This window comes from Paenibacillus hemerocallicola (assembly GCF_006265175.1).
Taxonomy (GTDB): Bacteria; Bacillota; Bacilli; order Paenibacillales; family NBRC-103111; genus Paenibacillus_AB; species Paenibacillus_AB hemerocallicola.
On record NZ_VDCQ01000001.1, the window covers coordinates 249,691 to 268,835 of the forward strand.

Sequence of the window (19,145 nt, forward strand, 5' to 3'; positions counted from 1 at the left end):
AGCTCCATTATACAATAAACGGGCACGTCCCGGGAAAGCTTGAACGAACCGGATCGGCTTATGTATACTTTTGTATAGAAGAATGGTTTGCCTGCGTTGGCAGGATGCCGTATTGGGGGAGAAACGATGTGACCGTATTTCCGATCGATTCCGCACTGCCGGAATTGAAGCATCATCTGCACCAGCACCGAAGTGCGGTGCTCGTCGCTCAGCCCGGAGCCGGTAAAACGACGCGCGTACCTCTGGCTCTCTTGGAGGAGCCATGGCTCGCCGGACGACGGATTGTCATGCTGGAGCCCAGGCGGCTGGCCGCCCGCTCGGCCGCGGCCTATATGGCTGCCTCGATCGGCGAGGAAGTCGGACGCACGATCGGGTACCGGATCCGAATGGATACGCGGGTAAGTTCCTCTACCCGCATCGAAGTTATAACCGAAGGTGTATTGACGAGAATGCTGCAGGCCGATCCGGCCTTGGAAGGGATCGGTCTCGTCATCTTTGACGAATTCCATGAACGAAGCCTTCATGCGGATCTCGGACTGGCACTCTGCCTGCAGTCGCGGGCGTTGTTCCGGGAAGATCTGCGAATTGCCGTCATGTCGGCCACGCTTGATGCTTCGCCGGTGGCCGAGTTATTGGGCGATGCCCGGGTTATCCATAGCGAGGGACGCATGTACCCGGTTCAAACCCGCTATATGGACCGAAGGCCGGAGAGCAGAATGGAGGAGACGACTGCTCGCGCTGTAATGCGGGCTTTGACGGAGGAGTCGGGGGACATCCTCGTCTTCTTGCCGGGAACGGGCGAAATACGGCGAACGGCGTCTCTTCTGTCCGAGCAGCTCGCGGCGGACGGTTCGATCCGGATATTGCCGCTCCATGGCAACTTGCCGCAGGACGCTCAGGACCGGGCTATTGCGCCAGCCGCGCCCGGTACGCGAAAGGTCGTACTGGCCACCTCGATTGCGGAAACCAGCCTCACGATCGAAGGCACCCGAATCGTTATCGACAGCGGTTGGATGCGGGTACCCAAGTTTTCGCCGCAGACGGGCATGTCCCGGCTGGAGACCGTGCGCGTCTCCGTCGCCTCGGCGGACCAACGGAGAGGAAGGGCGGGACGTCTCGGCCCCGGCGTATGCTATCGGTTATGGACGGAGCAGGAACAGTCCGGCTTCGATGCGCATGGAATCCCCGAGCTTGCCCAAGCCGATCTCGCTTCGCTGGCTCTCGAGCTTGCCGCTTGGGGGACGGACGATCCCGAAGAGCTGCAATGGCTGGATGTTCCTCCGGCTCCCGCCTACCGGCAAGCTAGGGAGCTTCTGACCTGGATTGGCGCTTTGGCTGCAAACGGATCGATCACGGCCTATGGCCGAAGGCTGAGCGATATCGGGCTGCATCCGCGCTTGGCTCATATGGTATTGCGCTCCATACCGCTTGGTCTGGGAGAAACCGCCTGCTTGCTGGGCGCCTTGTTGAACGAACGGGATATTTATCGCAGAGGCTCGTCCAATCCGGTTTCGGCCGATTTGCGTCTGAGACTCGAGGCGTTAGGGAATAGGGCGGTCAGCGGTCAGGGGCAGCTCGGACAAATGGATGAAGCGGCCGTCAAGCGGGTACGGACGGAAGCCGACAATTGGAGGCGGGCGTTGCGCATTAACGGTGACGGCGCGATTGCCGGCGATGCGTGCGGGCAGCTTCTGGCGCTTGCTTACCCGGACCGGATCGCGCAAGGGCGCGGAGACGGCAAGTTTTTGCTCAGCAACGGAAGAGGTGCGGCTTTCGCCGACCAGCAATATATGGCCGGATCCCCTTATCTCGTGGCGGCCGAACTGGACGATTATGGAACGGACAGCCGAATCATGCTGGCGGCGCCTATAACGCTGCGCGAGCTGGAAACGATATGCGCCGAGCGGATAAGCGAAGAAGCGATCGTGGAATGGGAGTCGACCGTCCAGGCGGTGCGCGCTCGCCGGAGAAAACGTCTCGGAGCGATCGTTTTGCAGGACAATCCGCTTCCGCAGCCGGCCTCGGAAGCAACCGTGCGTGCGCTGCTGCACGGGATCGCAACGGAAGGTATCGGCATATTGCCATGGACGAACACGGCGAGAAGGATGCAGGAACGTGTGCTGTTCTTGAGGCGGCTCGATCCGGAATGGCCCGACATGACGGATCAGGCGTTAACCGGGACATTGGATTACTGGCTGGCGCCGCATGTTCACGGTATGCGGTCCCGCAGCGATTTGCAGAAGCTGAACCTCGCCTCCATATTGGAGGGGACGCTTACTTGGGAGCAGCGCAGACGATTGGACGACTGGGCGCCTACGCATATTGCGGTGCCGAGCGGCTCCCGGATTCCGGTCGACTATGGCGATCCGACCGCGCCATCGTTGTCGGTCAGGCTGCAAGAGCTGTTCGGCATGACCGAAACGCCCTTTATCGCCGGCGGCCGGGTGGCGGTTACGATGCATTTGCTGTCACCCGCAAGCCGCCCCGTCCAGGTGACGCGGGATTTGGCCAACTTTTGGAGGGAAACGTATTTCGACGTCAAGAAAGATTTGAAAAGGCGGTACCCGAAGCATTATTGGCCGGATGATCCGATGTCCGCCATCCCGACCAATCGGGTTAAGCCGAGAGCTTGAACGCGCCTGTCGATACGCCTTTATGAGGTCTGGACAGTAATCGGATCGGCGTCCGCCGCTATCGGCTCGTCGAACCGCAGGGATAGCGGGGGATATTCCCGCAAGCTGCCCGTATAGAGCAGCTTCGACTGCTCGGATCTGCCCAAATCGCCGGGGGTCGTGAATTCCGGGCATTTGTCGGCAAGCGATACTCCGCCGGAGAGCAGCATCTCCGATACGAACTGCGAGCAGAAGTAGGCGTGCTTCCGTTTCAGCTTCATATTGAAAACGAATGCGAGCAGGCCGAGCATGTTATATTTGTATTTGCTCTCGTTGCGCTCCATCTCGTTCACCGTTTGGCGAATACGCTCGTAGGCGGCATGGCCGACTTCGCAGCAGTATACGGCGCACTTCGTGTCGCGCCTCTCGTCCAGAAACAGCGGACTGAGCATATTTTCTTTGACGAAGCCGCCGAGAAACGGATTCGATTCGTATTTCCGGCCGAAGCTGTATACCTCGTGTAGGTCTTCGTCAAAAGCCAGCGAAGCGTGGTTGAACGGCTCTTTCGTATAGGCTTTGATCATTCTGGTGAATAAGGTCCCGGTATCGGTCAGCAAAATATATATTTTTTTCTTTTCTTTCATCGTTCGAACACCCTTTGGTTTCGTTGTTGCTTTTATTGTAAAAGAGCGACGCATTTTCCTGAACGGACCAGCGACGGGAAACGAATCTGGACCCGGGTAGGGGAAAAGGATAGGACCTCCGGAAATCGGGACGGAAAACGGACTGAAACGCGTATAAATCCGCGAACACGATCAGGCAAATCATGCTATGATAAGAAGGATGAAGGTTGATGTGCGCAATCGACTTGTACCTCGGGTGGCGGTGATCCATTGAACGAGCGAATCAAACCGGTCGGAGCCGAACAGACGGCTGCCAGAGAGCAACAGGCCCCGGCAGACTGGAGCAAAGAGGTAGAGCTGCTGCAAGCCCGTCTCCGCGACATGCGCAGAGCGGCCTCGTCGGGGGATGGGCCGGGGACGAAGGGCATGCCGGATAACGACAAGTTGCCTCAGACGTCCAACGCCGCCGTCGGCAGATCGCTGCTCGAGAGCTTGGCGTACGCCCAGACGGTAAACATTCGGCAGGAACGTCCGAAAAAGCCGGCCCGCAAAGCTTGGCGGGCGGAAGTGTTCGAGACGACGTTGGGTTCCGACCCGATGCCGGACAGCAGCTGGAAAAACAGGGAGGACCGGGGGGAATCGTAATCGACCGGTCCCCTTGTTCATCTTCGAAACGAGGAGCCCTTATGAGAATCGTTTTCTTCGATTCGGGCGTCGGGGGCCTTACGGTTTTGCGCGAGGCAAGCCGCAAGCTTCCGTCCGAATCATATCTTTATTACGCGGATACGTTGAATGTGCCGTATGGCACCCATACGAAGGAAGAAGTTTACGGCTTCGTGGAAGAATGCATCGAAGACATTTTGCGAAGCCACGAGGTAAGTGCGATCATTATCGCTTGCAATACCGCGACCAGCGTAGCGGTAGACGGGCTGCGCAAACGGTATTCGTTCCCGATCATCGGGATGGAGCCGGCAGTCAAGCCGGCACTCCAGTCGGTGCGGGAATCCGGCAGAAGGGTGTTGGTGACGGCCACTCCTCTCACGCTGAAGGAAGACAAATTCCGCCGTCTGCTCGGCAAGCTGGAGGCGCCCAGTCAAGTAGACACGCTGGGACTGCCCGGACTCGTTCGGTTTGCCGAAGAAGGAACGTTCGACGGTCCGGATGTTCTAGCCTATTTGCGGGAGCAGTTCGCTCCGTTCGAACTGGAGCGATACGGGGCGATCGTTCTCGGATGCACCCATTTCGTATTTTTCCAAGAAGCGATTCGGGAACTGCTGCCCCCTCACGTCCTCGTCATGGACGGCAATGCCGGAACCGTCAAACAGATGATGCGCGTGCTTGAGCTCGAGCTCGAGGAAGATTCGGCAAATGCAAGCCCGCCCGATATCGTATATATGTCTTCCTGTGGAACGAAAGACGATAGGATCAGGCTGGAACATTGTTTTCGGAGTCTGACGTAACCGATATTATATTCAGGATTGCGACAGCCGTGTGATCGGAAGGGTGCTTGTTCGCCGATTGATCGAGGAAGCCGATCGAACCGGAATATCCAGCCGGATTAGGAGTTCTACAAATACGGATTGTACGACAACAACCTTTTCCGGTCGACTGCGGGTCGCCGGAAAAGGTTTGTTTTTTTATGTAGACAAAATAGTTGTTTGAATATAACATTATAAATGTTACAAACGAACATTAATTTTTTTCTATTGATGAACTCTTAGGAGGTATTCCCGTGTCTATTATTCCAAGAATGAATCGCCTGTTCGGCGAGGACGGCAAATGTTTCGATGTGGCGATCGACCACGGCTTTTTTAATGAGGTTTCTTTCCTGAGCGGTATCGAGAACATGAAGCAGGCGATCGAGACGATCGTCGCGGCCGATCCGGATGCGATACAGCTTAGCCCCGGACAGGCGACCTTGCTCCAAAGCATTCCGGGCAAGAAGAAGCCATCGCTCGTACTGCGTACCGATGTCGCGAATATTTACGGCAAGACACTCCCGAGCCATCTGTTCAGTCACTTGATCCACAATCCCGTTGAGCAGGCCGTATCGCTGGATGCGGCTTGTGTCGTAGTCAATCTGCTGCTGCTGCCTAACCAGCCGGAATTGTACCATCAGTGCGTGGAGAACGTATGCAGGCTGAAGCCCGAGTGCGAGCGGTACGGCATGCCGCTTATGGTTGAACCGCTTGTGATGCTGCCGAACGAAACGCATGGAGGGTATATGGTAGACGGCGATTTGGGCAAAATCGTGCCGCTCGTCCGTCAGGCCGTCGAGCTCGGAGCGGATATTATCAAAGCCGACCCGTGCGATCATCTCGAGGAATACCATAAAGTCGTGGAGGCGGCTTCGGGCAAACCGGTCTTGCCGCGCGGAGGCGGACGGGCTCCGGACGAGACGATTCTGTCCCGCACGTACGAGCTGATGCAGCAAGGCGCATCCGGCATCGTATACGGCCGCAATGTCATCCAGCACGCTCACCCGGACCGCATGACGAGGGCATTTATGACGATCGTGCATGACGGGGCCACGGTCGTGCAGGCTATGGCTGTACTTAAGGGGGAGTGACGTTCATGACGAGAAAGACAATACGCTTCGGCGTCATCGGCTGCGGTTTGATGGGCAAAGAATTTGCAAGCGCCGCCGCACGCTGGTGCCACTTGACGGGAGTCGATTTCGAGCCGCGGATTACGGCGGTTTGCGACGCAAACCCGGCTGCGGCCGAATGGTTCAAGGCATACGTACCGAGCGTGACGAAGACGACTACCGATTATCGCGAGCTGCTCGCCGATCCGGATATCGATGCGGTATATTGCGCGGTTCCTCACAACCTGCATGCGGACTTGTATATCGACATTATCCGGGCAGGGAAGCATCTGCTTGGCGAGAAACCGTTCGGAATCGACCGATCGGCGAACGATCGGATCATGGCCGAAATGGCGAAATTTCCGGATGTGCTCGTTCGCTGCTCGTCGGAATTCCCGTTTTTTCCGGGAGCGTATCGGATCGGCGAATGGGTCAGGGAAGGACGGTTCGGCAAAATCATCGAAGTGGAGGCAGGCTTCTGGCACAGCAGCGATCTCGATCCGCTGAAGCCGATCAACTGGAAGCGGCGCATTGCCACGAACGGCGAATACGGCTGTATGGGAGATTTGGGCATGCATGTGCTGCACCTGCCGCTTCGTTTCGGCTGGCAGCCGAACAGCGTGCGCGCGCTGCTTCAGAAAACGGTGGACGAGCGGCCGGACGGCAAAGGCGGAAACGTTCCTTGCGAGACGTGGGACAACGCCATTCTCGCATGCGACGTGAATAATGATCTCGGCAAGTTCCCGATGGTGCTGTCGATGAAGCGGATCGCGCCCGGTCATGCCAATACTTGGTTTATCCGGATTAACGGTACCGAGCTATCGGCCGAGTATACGACGAAAAATCCGAAGGAAATCCGTTCCTTGCCTTACAAGCCGGGCGGAGAGCAGGCGTGGCACACGTTGGACGTGCCCTACCAATCGGCATATTCCACGATTACCGGGGGCATATTCGAGTTCGGTTTCTCCGATTCGATTCTGCAAATGTGGGCGGCGTTTTGCGACGAGCTTGTCAATCGCGATCATATGAAGCAGCCTCTGCATTGCGCTACGCCGGAGGAAGCCGCCGGCAGCCATAAACTGTTTACGGCCGCGCTGGAATCGGATCGTACCGGACAAACGGTGCATATCGGCGGGAGGGATTCGTTTGCGGCATCCGCAAGACCGACCGGAGCATGACTATCAGCCGGATATCGCTCCGGACAAACAGACGGACGTAATCGTCGCCGGGCATATATGCCTTGACCTTATCCCGGATATGGGTCAAGCGGGCTTGGCGGCTCTTGCCGAGCCGGGGGCGTTGGTACATGTAGGCGGGGCGGTCCTCTCGACTGGCGGTACGGTCGCCAATTCCGGCTTGGCGCTCCATCGGCTCGGAGTTGCCGTGAAGCTGATGGGCAAGGTCGGGGACGACGCATTTGGCCGTCTTATTATGGAAGCCTTGGGTAAGCATAGCCCGCGCATGGCCGACGGGATGATCGTAAGCGGCGGCGAGCAGAGCTCGTACAGTATCGTGATCAGCCCATCGGGCTCGGACCGTATTTTCCTCCATTGTCCGGGCACGAACGATACATTTAAGGCGGATGACGTATCCGAAGAGTCGCTCGATGGGGCAAAGCTGCTTCATTTCGGATATCCGCCGCTTATGAAGGAAATGTATGAGAACGACGGACGGGAGCTGGAGAAGCTCCTGGCCAAAGCGAAGGCGAAGGGGCTTACCGTTTCGCTCGACATGTCCCGTCCCGATCCGGACTCGCCCTCCGGGAAGGTCGACTGGCGTTCCATCCTGAAACGCATCCTGCCTTACGTAGACCTTTATTTGCCCAGCTGGGAAGAAACGGTATTCATGTTGGGTTCGGACCGCTCCGGTTCGGGAGCAAACGGCGGGGCGCAAGCATCCGTCAGCGCCCATGATCTGGCGAGTATATCCGGACAGCTTGTGGAGATGGGGGCCGCAGTAGTCGGCATTAAGCTCGGGGAAGAAGGGTTGTACGTGCGCACGACCGGCGATGCCGATCGAATGAGTCGGATCGGCGCGGCCATGCCCTCGACAATTGCGGATTGGCGTGAGAGAGAATTGCTCGCTCCGTGCTTCGAGACGACGGTCGTCGGGACGACGGGGGCGGGAGATTGCACGATTGCCGGGTTTTTGTGCGGGCTTCTGCACGGCTTGCCGCTTGAAGAAACGATGACGGCCGCAGTCGCCGTAGGAGCCTGCAGTGTGGAAACGTTGGATGCCACCAGCGGAATCGTCCCGTGGACTTCCGTCGTGCGCCGGATCGAGAAAGGCTGGCGCAGGAGAGCTCCCGGATTGCCGCTTGAAGGGTGGACTCCGGGGACGGACGGCGTCGCTTGGATAGGCCCATATGACAAAAGCCGCACTAATCCGGTATAATGGGTAGAAACGAATTTGTGCCGTCCGAAGCGGATCGGTTGACGGAGTGAAGAATCGGGAATGCGCTCGAACTTGAACGAACGGCAAAATGAAATATGGAACGAGATTCAGCGGGAAGGCGAAGTGAAAATCAGCGAGCTGAAGGATCGTTACGCGGTCACGGATATGACGATCCGTCGCGATCTGGAAAAGCTGGAAGCGCTGGGTCTGGTAAGACGGACGTTCGGCGGCGCCATTCCCGTTACGCTCGACGTCTCGTTAAAGGACCGCGATGCGATGCTTACGGATGAGAAAATGCGGATCGGCAAGTCGGCTGCCGGACTGGTCATGCCGAATCAGGCGATCTTCATCGACGGAGGCACGACGACGCTGCAGGTCGCCAAGCATATAAGTCCCGACAGCTCGGTTACGGTCATTACGAACGCATTGAATGTGGCCGCGGTTTTGATGGAGAAAGGAATTCATACGATCGTGGCGGGCGGTATGCTGCTCGAGAAGACCGGATCGATGGTCGGGCCAATCGCGATCGAAGCACTGAGCACGATGGCGTTCGATCAAGTGTTTCTCGGAACGACCGGGATGACGGCGGAGCACGGCTTCAGCAACTCCAACTCGTTCGAAGCGGAGCTGAAGCGGCACGCGATGCGCCGGGCCGGTCAAGTGAACGTCGTCGCCGACGCGAGCAAGTTCGGGGAGCGGTTTCTGCATTCGTTTGCGGGGTTCAAGGACGTTCATCGGATCGTTACGGACCGGGAGCCGCCAGAGCCGATAAGGAGTGCCGCCGAGAACGAAGGCTTGCAAATCGTGGTCGCGCCGGAATAGCGTGCCGCTGCGCCAACCAATACGAAACGAAAAAGACAAGAGATGCGGTGTAATCCGCGCTCTTGTCTTTCTGTGTCTATATTATACCATACCGTGGAAGGTTATAACAGACTGGCGGTCGGACCGATTTCAGTGTAGACTGTTCAGAGTCGCTGTCGATTCGATTGGAGGAATAGCTTGAATGAAGAGGTACCCTTTTGATTATGATCCTTCTCAGCCTTTTATGAAGCAAGTCGGCAATTGGGTTGCGGATGTGTTTTACGAATTGCTGCCCGAACACGGCTTCGAAGTCCGGGACGAGCAAATTTATATGGCGTTTCAGCTGGAGAAGGCATTTCAAGAGAAACGTACGCTTTTTGCGGAAGCGGGAGTAGGCACGGGGAAGACGCTCGTGTATTTGCTGTACTCGCTCTGCTACGCCCGCCATACGCGTAAGCCGGTCGTAGTCGCCTGTGCGAACGAATCGCTGATCGAACAGCTTGTCAAGCCGGAAGGGGATATCGCGAAGCTGTCCCGTTATTTGCAATTGGATATAGATGCGCGACTCGGAAAATCGCCCGAACAATATGTTTGTCTAGTGAAGCTGAACGAAGCGAGATTCAGAGAGGAAGAAGCGGAGCAATTCGAAGAGCTGTATGAGAGCTTGCCGGGATTCGTCCGCAATCGCGAAGCGCTGCAATCGTTTCACGCGTACGGGGACAGAAGGCATTATCCGCAATTCAACGACGAGCAATGGAAGAAGATCGGCTGGGACGTTTATCAGGATTGCTTCGCATGCGATAAGCGGCACCGCTGCGGCATGACGCTCTCCCGCGACCATTACCGGAAATCCTCCGACATCATCGTTTGCTCCCACGACTTTTATATGGAGCACGTATGGACGTACGAAGGAAGAAAACGGGAAGGGCAGCTGCCGCTGCTCCCCGACCATAGCGCGGTCATTTTCGACGAAGGGCATTTGCTGGAGTTCGCCGCCCAGAAGGCGTTGGCATACAAGCTTAAGCATCCCGTATTTGAAGAGTTGATTACCCGGCTGCTTCAAGGCCAAATCCGGGAATCGTTGGCCGAGCGCATCGATCAGGCGATTGCCCAAAGCGAGAATATGTTCGACACGCTGAAGCGGGAAAGCGTGGCCGTCCCCGGGTCGGACCGGAAGGAAATCCGGTTGAACGAGCATGTTCTGGAAGAGGTACGGCGATTCCGGATGCTGCTAGAGGCGATTGACGAGGAGCTCGTTTTTGAAAGCGGCCTGTACACGTTGAACGAATACAACCTCCGGATCGTCGAGGAGCATCTGGAAATGGCGCAGAAGGCACTGTCGTTGTTTGAAAGCCCCGCTACGCTGCTATGCTGGGCGGAAGAGAACGAGAGCGGTTTCTCGCTCGCGATCATGCCGAGAACCGTCAAGGAAGTGATGCGGGAGCGCGTATTCGGCTCGAGCAAGCCGATTATTTTCTCTTCGGCGACTTTATCGGTGGACGGCGGGTTCGATTATATGGCGGAAAGTCTCGGAATCGGATCTTACCTGTCTTTTTCGGTCGCATCTCCTTACGATTACGGGAATCAGATGAAGGTTGTCGCGCCGGAACCATATAAGGGGGAAGCATTCGCGGAGAAAATGAAGATCGCCGTGCAAGGCATTAAGCAAACCGGCGGTAGAGCCCTGCTCTTGTTTCCGGCGGGCGAACAACTGCAGCAGTTCAAGCGGGAACTGGCCCGGTATCCGGAACTGGCCGGCTATCGGTTCCGGTTCGAAGGCGACGGAGAAATCAGCACATTGATTCAAGCTTTCCAAAACGACGAGGAAAGCATCCTTTGCTCGTCCAGCTTGTGGGAAGGCCTCGACATTCCCGGACCTTCTTTGTCGAACGTCATCATCTGGTCGCTGCCATTTCCTCCTCATGATCCCGTTTTCACGGCAAAGCGCCAACAGGCGGAGGCTCCGTTCGAGGAGGTCGAACTGCCCTATATGCTCCTTCGCCTGCGCCAAGGAATAGGTCGATTGATACGCAGCCGCGACGATTCGGGGATCGTGATGCTGTTATGCGAGCGGCTGCAGCAGCGGGACGGCCTGCGGGAGCAGATTGCCGCCTTGCTGCCCGATGGGGTCGTGCTTGGAGCTATGGAGCATTAGTCCTTCTTTACATCTGCCAATGAACAGGTTCTAATTAGTATAAATGCGAGCGGCATTTCTTTCGTCACGGACGAACGAAGTGCCGCTTTTCACCGTTTCAGTGGCGATGTTTCGCGACTCTTTCCGGCAGAATCGCTAATGACACAGATTGTACAATTGTGTGCCGGCCGCCGGATTGGGATAATGGAATTGACAAATACAGGAGGTGTTCCATGATCAGGACGAGAGCGGTGCTTTTCGATCTATTCGAAACGCTCATTTCCGAATATGCCGACGGCATCCGGAAGGTGAGCCGGGCGAACCGGAATCATGCCGAGAGGCTCGGCCTTGCGCACGACGTATACCGCCAAGAGTGGGGAGCCGCTCACAATAAACGGATGACGGGACAATTCGCCGATTATTTTGCCGTCATGAGACATATTCTGGAAGGTCAACAGGTGGAAGCGGACGAGCGGACGGTAAAGGAATTGTACGAAGAGCGGGTTTTGGAGAAGAGAGCCGCCTTTAAGGGCATCGATCCCGAAGTATTCGAGCTGCTGGGCGCCTTCAAGCAAGAAGGGTTGAAGCTCGGACTTATAAGCAACTGCACGGAGGAAGAGGTGCACGCCTGGCCGGACTGCGAGCTTGCCCCTTATTTCGATGAGGTCATTTTCTCCTATCAAGCCGGTTACGCCAAACCGGACCCGTCCATTTATCGTCTCGCCTGCGACCGTCTGGGCGTGACGGCGGAGCAATGCGTATTTATTGGGGACGGCGGATCTGACGAGTTGAACGGCGCAAACGGCGTCGCGATGCGGGCTTATCATGCCGTCTGGTATTTGCCCCTTTCGATGCGGGACAAGATTACCGGCTATCCGAAGCTGGACCGGCCGCTGCAAGCGTTGGACGCGGTCGTCCGATGATAGGGGAGCCGGCTATGAGCCACCGTTATTGGATCGTTACCGGAACGTCGCGGGGGATTGGCGCGGCTTTGGCCAAGCTGCTACTCGGACCGGACAGTGAAGTAATATGCATAGCCCGGAGCGAGAACGAGGATTTGAGGCTGGTTGCCAAACAGCTGTGCAGAAACCCCGTTCGCCGGAATGAGTTCGTATTGCAGCTCCAAGGCCGGGTTGAATATGTTTACCGAGTGTGTGAATATGGAACAGCAGAACGCGGCGTATCCGGTGCGACTACTAGTAGTTTATCCGGGTATGATCGATACGGGCATGCAATCGGTCGCAAGAAACAGTAAAGCCGATCAGCTGCCGACGGCGCATTTTTTTCAGCAGGCGTACGACGAGGGAGTATTGGCGACGCCGGAACAGACGGCAGAGGGAATTATTCGACTGTTGGAACGTGGCAGGCAGGATGCTTGTATCGTGAAGCAATTGGATTAGCAACCGATTCGAAATCTCAACGATTGTATTCTCAAAAGCTTCGGTACTTTTAGTGAATCTAATTGTTACTGCTTAGGCCGGCTTGGTCCGCCGATAAAGCGGGAAGACAGAAGCAGGTTGAAATTGGCACTAAAGCACTATCAGTCAGCACAATGAACGGAAAGGGAATTTGAGCCATCCGTTTAAGGCGCAGTCAACGGCTCAATTTCGGATGCTTATATTACTGACGATACTATATAGTATAAGGTATAGGTTGACGCTCCCTTGCTCCAGAAGGGGGCTTTTTCAACGTCTCCTGCTCCTCCTCAACCTCATTATCATCCACATCTTCTTCCTTTTTTCTTCGCATCAGCTATCCCGCATTCGTTGGCACCATGACGCTCGTCGACCATTTCACGGCGCTTTGTGCACTACATCCGGACATACGCCTTGTTTGACTCTCGAATTGTGCTGCTGACCGCGCAGATCGCTGAATGCTCGCATATGCTGGACTAGCGCAGCTGCAGCAGTCACCGCGCACTTGGAAACCGATCGATAAATCCGCCAAGAGAAGCGGCGGAACAAAAGGGGACGGGACGAATGGATAAGGCAACATTTATTGCTGCAATCGCCCCATTCGCCATCGCCGAACAAATCCGTACCGGCGTATTGGCGTCGATTACAATAGCTCAGGCCGCACTCGAAAGCGGGTGGGGGGCGTCAGCGCCCGGCAACAACTTATTTGGCATAAAAGGGACCGGACAGGATCTGGTCACGCGGGAATTCGTAAACGGCCATTTCATCGGCGTTGTAAACGGATTTCGGGTTTACGACAGCTGGGAAGGAAGCGTAATCGACCATAGCGATTTTTTGATCGCAAACAAGCGGTTTGCAGCGGCCGGATTTTTTGAGCGAAGCGCAAGGCTGGATTACTTCGGCGCGGCGTTGGCGCTTCAAGCGGCCGGGTACGCAACCGATCCGGACTATGCGGCCAAATTGATCGGCATTATCGAGACAAACGGTCTTGCGAAATACGACTCGGCTGCTGCTGCAGCTAATGCCAAAGAAAACGAAGCGATGCAACTGGAGCAGTGGCAGTGGAAGATGCTCGCAGATTCGCTGGACGGATTATACCGCAAAGGATTGATCAGCGACTACAAATGGGCAGAGAAAGCGTATACGGGCGTAATGACGCAAACGGAGCTGGATTGGTTGAATGCGGTCATGAGTGCACGTCAAATCGGCCACTCCGTGTAATACAACGCTACAGGCGTGTCGCGGTCATTGGCGAGGAATCGAAGAGTGCAACTCAGGTTAAAATAGGCCCCTTCCCGCCAATGAAGCAGGTGGGGGTTTACTACATCTTTTCCTCCGTATTTTATTGTTGCCAAATGCTAGTGAAGTCTTTATAATGAGAAACGTTATCACTATAGTGATAATGATAATCATTACCTACATAAAAGCAAGCTCGAAATCGGAAAGGGGTAATGGAACGGATGCATTTGCACAACACACCCTTCGCTCTGGTACCGCCAGGAAATATCGGAGATGATACGGCGTGAAGAAGCCGCGTAGGAACAGACAGACAGGCAGGGGACCGTTATGCGGGCAAGAACGGTAGTACCTGTGGCGTTGCTGTCGGTTTCCCCGCTGTTGATCGTCTTGACGGTACTGATCTCCATCTTGTACGGGGCCGTCAATATCGATGCGAGAACGGTGTGGGAGGCAGTCTTTCATTTCGATCCCGGGAACGTCAACCATCAGATTATTGTAAGCTCCCGGCTGCCGAGAGCGCTCGGCGCGCTTCTGATCGGCGCTTTCCTGGCCGTATCGGGGGCACTCATGCAAGGGATGACGCGGAACTATTTGGCTTCTCCATCGATTATGGGGGTATCCGACGGGTCGGCATTCGTCATAACGCTTTGCATGATTTTGTCTCCCGGAGCTTCGTCGCTCGAAATGATGATGTTTTCCTTCATCGGCTCGGCGCTTGGAGTCGTACTCGTATTCGGGATGGCGTCGCTGCTTCCGGGAGGCATGTCGCCAGTGAGGATGGCTATTCTGGGGACGATTATCGGCACGTTTCTGAGCAGCGTATCGGCGGCGATGGCGACCTATTTCCAAACCTCGCTTAATGTGAGCTTCTGGTACAATGCCAGGCTACATCAGATGAACCCGGATCTGATCAAGCTTGCCGTTCCGTTCGCGGTTATCGGAATCGCCATCTCGCTGTATATCTCCAGATCGGTCACGATCCTTTCTTTGGGGGATGAAGTATCCGCAGGACTCGGGCAAAGGACCGTACTCGTCAAGGCGGCTGCGCTCGGTGCCGTCGTCATCATGACGGGGGCGTCGGTGGCGATGGCGGGGAAGATCGGCTTTATCGGACTCATCATTCCGCATATCACCCGGTTTCTGATCGGCGTCGACTACAAATGGATCGTTCCGTGCGCGGCGGTGCTGGGCGGCGTGTTTCTCGCGTTGTCCGACGTGCTGAGCCGGTTTATCAACTTTCCGTTCGAGACGCCGGTAGGCGTCGTTACCGCATTGGTCGGCGTACCGTTCTTCCTTTACTTGGCCCGCACGAGAGGAGGACGGAAGCATGCATAACGTCTCTTCCCGCCGCTATGCCGCCGTACTGCTCGGATGCTCCGCCATCATCGTAATCGCGATGTACGTAAGCTTGACGAACGGAGAGTTCGACATCTCGATCGGAGATACGGTTCGCACTCTGCTTCGGATCGATCCGAAGCCGGAACACGATCTGGTTATTCTGGAGTTCCGGCTTCCCCGCATCGTCATTTCCGCCTTGGTCGGATTGGGGTTGGGGGTAGCGGGAGCGGTCATCCAAGGCGTTTCGCGGAACGCGCTGGCCGATCCCGGCATTCTCGGCATTAATGCGGGGGCGGGTGCCGCCATCGTCATTTTCTTGTTTTTCTTTCAAGGCGCGGTACGAGGGACGGGATGGACGGCCATCATGATGATGCCCCTATTCGGACTGGTCGGCGGATTGGGCGCAGCGGCATTGATTTATGCATTTGCCTGGAAGGACGGGAGGCTGGACCCCCAGCGGCTCATTCTGGTGGGGATCGGGATCGCTTCGGGACTTGGCGCCATCACGCTTTATTTGTCCTTGAAGATGAAAGCCTCCGATTTCGAAATGGCGACCGTATGGCTGAACGGAAGCATTTATAACGCGAACTGGAAATTTATCGCGACCATGCTGCCGTGGCTCATCGTCCTTATTCCGGTCATATGGAAAAAGAGCTATTATCTCGATCTGTTCCAATTGGAGGAAGACAGCGTCCGAAGCTTGGGCGTTGCAGCCGAGAAGGAAAAAGCGCTGCTGCTGCTGAGCAGCATCGGCATCGTCAGCGCCTGCGTATCCGTGTCCGGCGGAATCGGTTTCATCGGCCTTATGGCTCCGCATATCGCCAAGCGGCTTGTGGGCCTGCGGCATAAGCGAATCGTACCCACTTGCGGGTTGATCGGCATGATGCTCGTCGTCGGCTCCGATTTTATCGCCAAAACGGTATTTTCGCCTGTGGAAATTCCCGTCGGCATCGTCATCTCGATTATCGGCGTCCCTTATTTCATTTATTTGCTGTATCGCGGCAAAAAGGCGATGACCCAAAAAAATTGAACCAAAAGGAGAAACGAATCATGAGAACAAAGCTGGCAAGCATAGGAGCCCTAACATTACTCGCGGTCGTCCTGAGCGCCTGCGGAGGCAAGCAAGCCGACACGACCCAAGGCGCCGCGACCCCGGCACAGCCGGCGGCCACGGCGCCGGTCGCCGCTCCGGCCGCGAACGAGCCCCGCACGATCAAATACTTGGACAAGGAATACAAAGTTCCGGCGAAGGCCGAGAATATTGTCATTACCGGCGCTTTGGAAGCAATGGAGGACGCGATCGTTCTGGACGTGAAGCCGAAGGGCGCGATTTCCGTCGGCGGCAAATTCCCTCCGATGTTCGCGGCCATTACGGGACAATCGCAATCGATCGGCGAGAAAACGCAGCCGAACCTGGAGACGATCGTCAAGCTGAAGCCGGACGTCATCCTCGGCACATCCAAATTTCCGGCCGAAACGGCCGAAAAGCTGACGAAGATCGCTACGACATTCCCGGTCAGCCACATCTCGACCCATTGGGAGGCGAATTTGCGTCTGCTGGGCGAGCTGACCGGCAAGCAGGCGAAAGCCGAAGAAGTGCTAAAGCAGTATAAAGCGGATACGGAAGCGGCCAAAAAACAGCTCGGAGAGAAATTAAAAGACAAAAAAGTAGTCGCCATCCGCGTCCGTTCGGGAAATATCGCGATATATCCGGCAGACGTATTTTTCAACCCGTCGCTTTATACCGATCTCGGCTTGGCCGTGCCGGAGGAAGTGAAGGCTGCCAAGGCGCAAGAGACGCTATCGGTCGAGAAATTTGCACAGATGAATCCCGACTACTTGTTCATTCAGTTTTCCGAGGACGAAAATACGGATAAGCCTACCGCACTCCAGGATTTGCAGAACAATCCGATTATTAAAAGCACGAACGCGTTCAAAAACGGCAAAGTGTTCGTCAATGTCGTCGATCCTCTCGCACAGGGCGGTACGGCATGGAGCAAAATCAATTTCCTTAAGGCGGCAGTAACAAACCTGTCCAAATAACGGCGAATCGGGTGAAACGGACGAGTATGAATCTGGCAAGAAAAGAGACGTTCGAGGGACGCGGCATCCTCATTTACTTGCCACCCTCCTATGCGAAGGGGGAGAACCGCTATCCGGTACTTTACGTCCATGACGGAGGCTATTTGTTCGAAGACTGTGCGAACTGGCTGCAGCATCTCATTGCGATCGGCAGCATTCCCGAAGTCGTTTATGTGGGGGTCGAGACGGACAATCGCAACGAAGAGTATACGCCATGGCCGGCCAAAGCTCTCGTGGAAGGCAGGCCGGATTTCGGCGGGAAAAGCCCGGAGTACATCGCCTTTCTGGCGGACCGGCTGAAGCCGCATATCGACAGTCGGTATCGGACGCTGCAATCCCCGGAGCATACCGGAATCGTCGGAGCTTCTTTCGGCGGACTCGTCTCGTTGCATGCCGCATACTTGCGTCCAGACGTGTTCGGAGCGGTCGGTTCTTTATCCGGTTCGTACTGGTACGATGGCTATCTCGACTACATGCGAGAACAGCCTCAGCCTCCTCGGGTACGGAAGCTATTCATGTCCGTAGGCGACTGCGAGGGGATATACAAAGATAATATCCAGAAATGGATGGTGCCGAATACGATAAAAGCCCGCGACCTATTGCTGGAGCAAGGGCTTCCCGCACAAAGCCTGAAATTCGTCATCGATGCAGGCGCTACGCACGACTCCGTCTTCTTCATCAAGCAGCTTCCTGAAGCGATTCGTTGGTTTTTTTGATAAAGCAGCCGACATACACCGTGATCCGAGCTTTAATTCGGAAACGGTGTTTTTTATCCTTGAACTCATTGGTTAGTTTCCCTTCTCCAGGCGGGATTTCACTAAACGGATAATGTCACTCGCCATTCGTCGATTTTTCATATTGTCGATCCAGCTGCAGCTAGTATAGACTAGTATTTGGAAATGCCGAACGAATGGGGGATAGGGCTGTGGAACGAATCGGGGTTCAATCGGTAGTGTTGGGCATTCCGGTCCCTGGCGACGACTACGATCGTGCGATCGAATGGTATGTAGACGTATTGGGCTGCGAGCTTGTATGGAAAATGGGCATCGCCCAAGTCCGGCTTCCGAGCGGACAGAAGCTGTTGATCTTCTCGCCCGAGGACGATTCCGAGAGCATTTGGTTCGTTGGCAACGAGAAGGATCATCCCGGTTTCTCGGTTCAATTCGTTACGCCGGACATACGCAAGCTCCGGGAGAAATTGATCGACAGCGGTGCCCGTGCGGGAGAAGTGCTCAAGGGGGGCGGCGGCGGCTTGGATATGAAGTTTCAAGATCCGTTCGGCAACCGCTATTGGGCGATAGAAAATCCGAAGCCGGGTTCGGTGCCGGCCGCTTTGCGCGATCGGGAAGACAGGAAGTCTTTGTTCAAGGAAGAGATGGTCGGATCGGAACGAATTCGGCTTCGGCTGACCGAGCAAACGGATCTGGATTTCGTCCTGGAAGTCGAGAGCGCCGAAGAAAACAGAGCCTACATCGGCCAATGGACGACGGAGCAGCATTCGGACGCTGTCGGCAGCCCCGATCTCGCCCATCTTATCGTCACCGATCGGCATACTGGGGAACGGATCGGCTATGTGATGTTGAACGGATTGAACAAGCATTCGCAATCGATCGAATTGAAGCGGCTCGTTATCGTGTCCAAAGGAGAAGGATACGGTACCGACGTTCTGGAAGTCGTCAAGAAGCTTGCTTTCGCCCATTGGAACGTTCGCCGGCTGTGGTTGGACGTGCGTACCGAAAACGTACGAGCGGAACGATTATATGCGTCGCTGGGTTTCCGTCAGGAAGGCATACTGAGGGATTGCGAGTTCGTGGACGGCCGTTTCGTCTCTTTGCAAATCATGTCGATGCTGAGGGACGAATACGTCTGAGCGAACGAACGGCAGATTGCTCCGGAATGAGCAGCCTGCCGTTTTTTCTG

General features: G+C 55.8%; 17 protein-coding genes. 16 read left to right on the forward strand and 1 reads right to left on the reverse strand.

Annotation, left to right across the window (positions count from 1 at the left end; genetic code table 11):
• The first annotated feature begins 128 nt into the window (after positions 1-128).
• Positions 129-2,633, forward strand: a complete 2,505-nt coding sequence (gene hrpB / locus FE784_RS01340; protein ID WP_139600307.1) for an ATP-dependent helicase HrpB — start codon at positions 129-131, stop codon at positions 2,631-2,633.
• A gap of 20 nt (positions 2,634-2,653) precedes the next feature.
• On the opposite strand, the gene FE784_RS01345 is transcribed toward hrpB, so the two are convergent.
• Complete coding sequence (locus FE784_RS01345) at positions 2,654-3,256, reverse strand: C40 family peptidase (RefSeq protein ID WP_176705881.1); 603 nt, start codon at positions 3,254-3,256, stop codon at positions 2,654-2,656.
• A gap of 249 nt (positions 3,257-3,505) precedes the next feature.
• On the opposite strand from FE784_RS01345, the gene FE784_RS01350 reads away from it, so the two are divergent.
• The 15 genes from FE784_RS01350 (at position 3,506) to FE784_RS01420 (ending at position 19,095) form a co-directional block, all read left to right on the forward strand.
• On the forward strand, positions 3,506-3,880 hold the full coding sequence (locus FE784_RS01350) for a hypothetical protein (RefSeq protein ID WP_139600308.1): 375 nt from the start codon (positions 3,506-3,508) through the stop codon (positions 3,878-3,880).
• Positions 3,881-3,921: 41 nt separating this feature from the next.
• Positions 3,922-4,695: a glutamate racemase gene (murI, locus tag FE784_RS01355; protein WP_139600309.1), complete on the forward strand. Its 774-nt coding sequence runs from the start codon at positions 3,922-3,924 to the stop codon at positions 4,693-4,695.
• 272 nt (positions 4,696-4,967) lie between these two features.
• Positions 4,968-5,804: a class I fructose-bisphosphate aldolase gene (locus FE784_RS01360; protein ID WP_218103732.1), complete on the forward strand. Its 837-nt coding sequence runs from the start codon at positions 4,968-4,970 to the stop codon at positions 5,802-5,804.
• A gap of 5 nt (positions 5,805-5,809) precedes the next feature.
• Positions 5,810-7,000, forward strand: coding sequence for a Gfo/Idh/MocA family protein (locus FE784_RS01365; protein WP_139600310.1), 1,191 nt, complete (start codon positions 5,810-5,812; stop codon positions 6,998-7,000).
• Positions 6,969-8,216, forward strand: coding sequence for a carbohydrate kinase family protein (locus FE784_RS01370; RefSeq protein ID WP_246131844.1), 1,248 nt, complete (start codon positions 6,969-6,971; stop codon positions 8,214-8,216). Before FE784_RS01365 ends, FE784_RS01370 begins: the two co-directional genes overlap by 32 nt.
• Positions 8,217-8,288: 72 nt before the next feature.
• Positions 8,289-9,038 carry a DeoR/GlpR family DNA-binding transcription regulator gene (locus FE784_RS01375; protein ID WP_246131845.1) on the forward strand — a complete coding sequence of 250 codons (750 nt, stop codon included), beginning with the start codon at positions 8,289-8,291 and terminating at the stop codon, positions 9,036-9,038.
• A 181-nt stretch (positions 9,039-9,219) separates the two neighbouring features.
• A complete protein-coding gene (locus FE784_RS01380) occupies positions 9,220-11,172 on the forward strand; it encodes an ATP-dependent DNA helicase (protein ID WP_139600312.1) in 1,953 nt (650 codons plus the stop codon).
• Positions 11,173-11,384: 212 nt separating this feature from the next.
• The gene (locus tag FE784_RS01385) at positions 11,385-12,074 is read left to right on the forward strand and encodes an HAD family hydrolase (RefSeq protein WP_139600313.1); all 690 of its coding nucleotides are present in this window, start codon (positions 11,385-11,387) and stop codon (positions 12,072-12,074) included.
• 144 nt (positions 12,075-12,218) lie between these two features.
• Entirely contained in the window at positions 12,219-12,551 is a 333-nt protein-coding gene (locus FE784_RS01390; RefSeq protein WP_139600314.1) for an SDR family NAD(P)-dependent oxidoreductase, read from the forward strand.
• Positions 12,552-13,130: 579 nt separating this feature from the next.
• Positions 13,131-13,787 carry a glycoside hydrolase family 73 protein gene (locus FE784_RS01395; protein WP_139600315.1) on the forward strand — a complete coding sequence of 219 codons (657 nt, stop codon included), beginning with the start codon at positions 13,131-13,133 and terminating at the stop codon, positions 13,785-13,787.
• Between the two features lie 345 nt (positions 13,788-14,132).
• Positions 14,133-15,140 (forward strand): FecCD family ABC transporter permease, encoded by a 1,008-nt coding sequence (locus FE784_RS01400; protein WP_139600316.1) that lies wholly within the window; start codon positions 14,133-14,135, stop codon positions 15,138-15,140.
• On the forward strand, positions 15,133-16,173 hold the full coding sequence (locus FE784_RS01405) for a FecCD family ABC transporter permease (protein ID WP_139600317.1): 1,041 nt from the start codon (positions 15,133-15,135) through the stop codon (positions 16,171-16,173). The genes FE784_RS01400 and FE784_RS01405 overlap by 8 nt, the downstream gene beginning before the upstream one ends.
• 20 nt (positions 16,174-16,193) lie before the next feature.
• Entirely contained in the window at positions 16,194-17,186 is a 993-nt protein-coding gene (locus FE784_RS01410) for an ABC transporter substrate-binding protein (protein ID WP_139600318.1), read from the forward strand.
• 26 nt (positions 17,187-17,212) lie between these two features.
• Positions 17,213-17,941 (forward strand): alpha/beta hydrolase, encoded by a 729-nt coding sequence (locus FE784_RS01415; RefSeq protein ID WP_139600319.1) that lies wholly within the window; start codon positions 17,213-17,215, stop codon positions 17,939-17,941.
• Between the two features lie 209 nt (positions 17,942-18,150).
• Complete coding sequence (locus FE784_RS01420; RefSeq protein WP_176705882.1) at positions 18,151-19,095, forward strand: GNAT family N-acetyltransferase; 945 nt, start codon at positions 18,151-18,153, stop codon at positions 19,093-19,095.
• Positions 19,096-19,145: the final 50 nt, after the last annotated feature.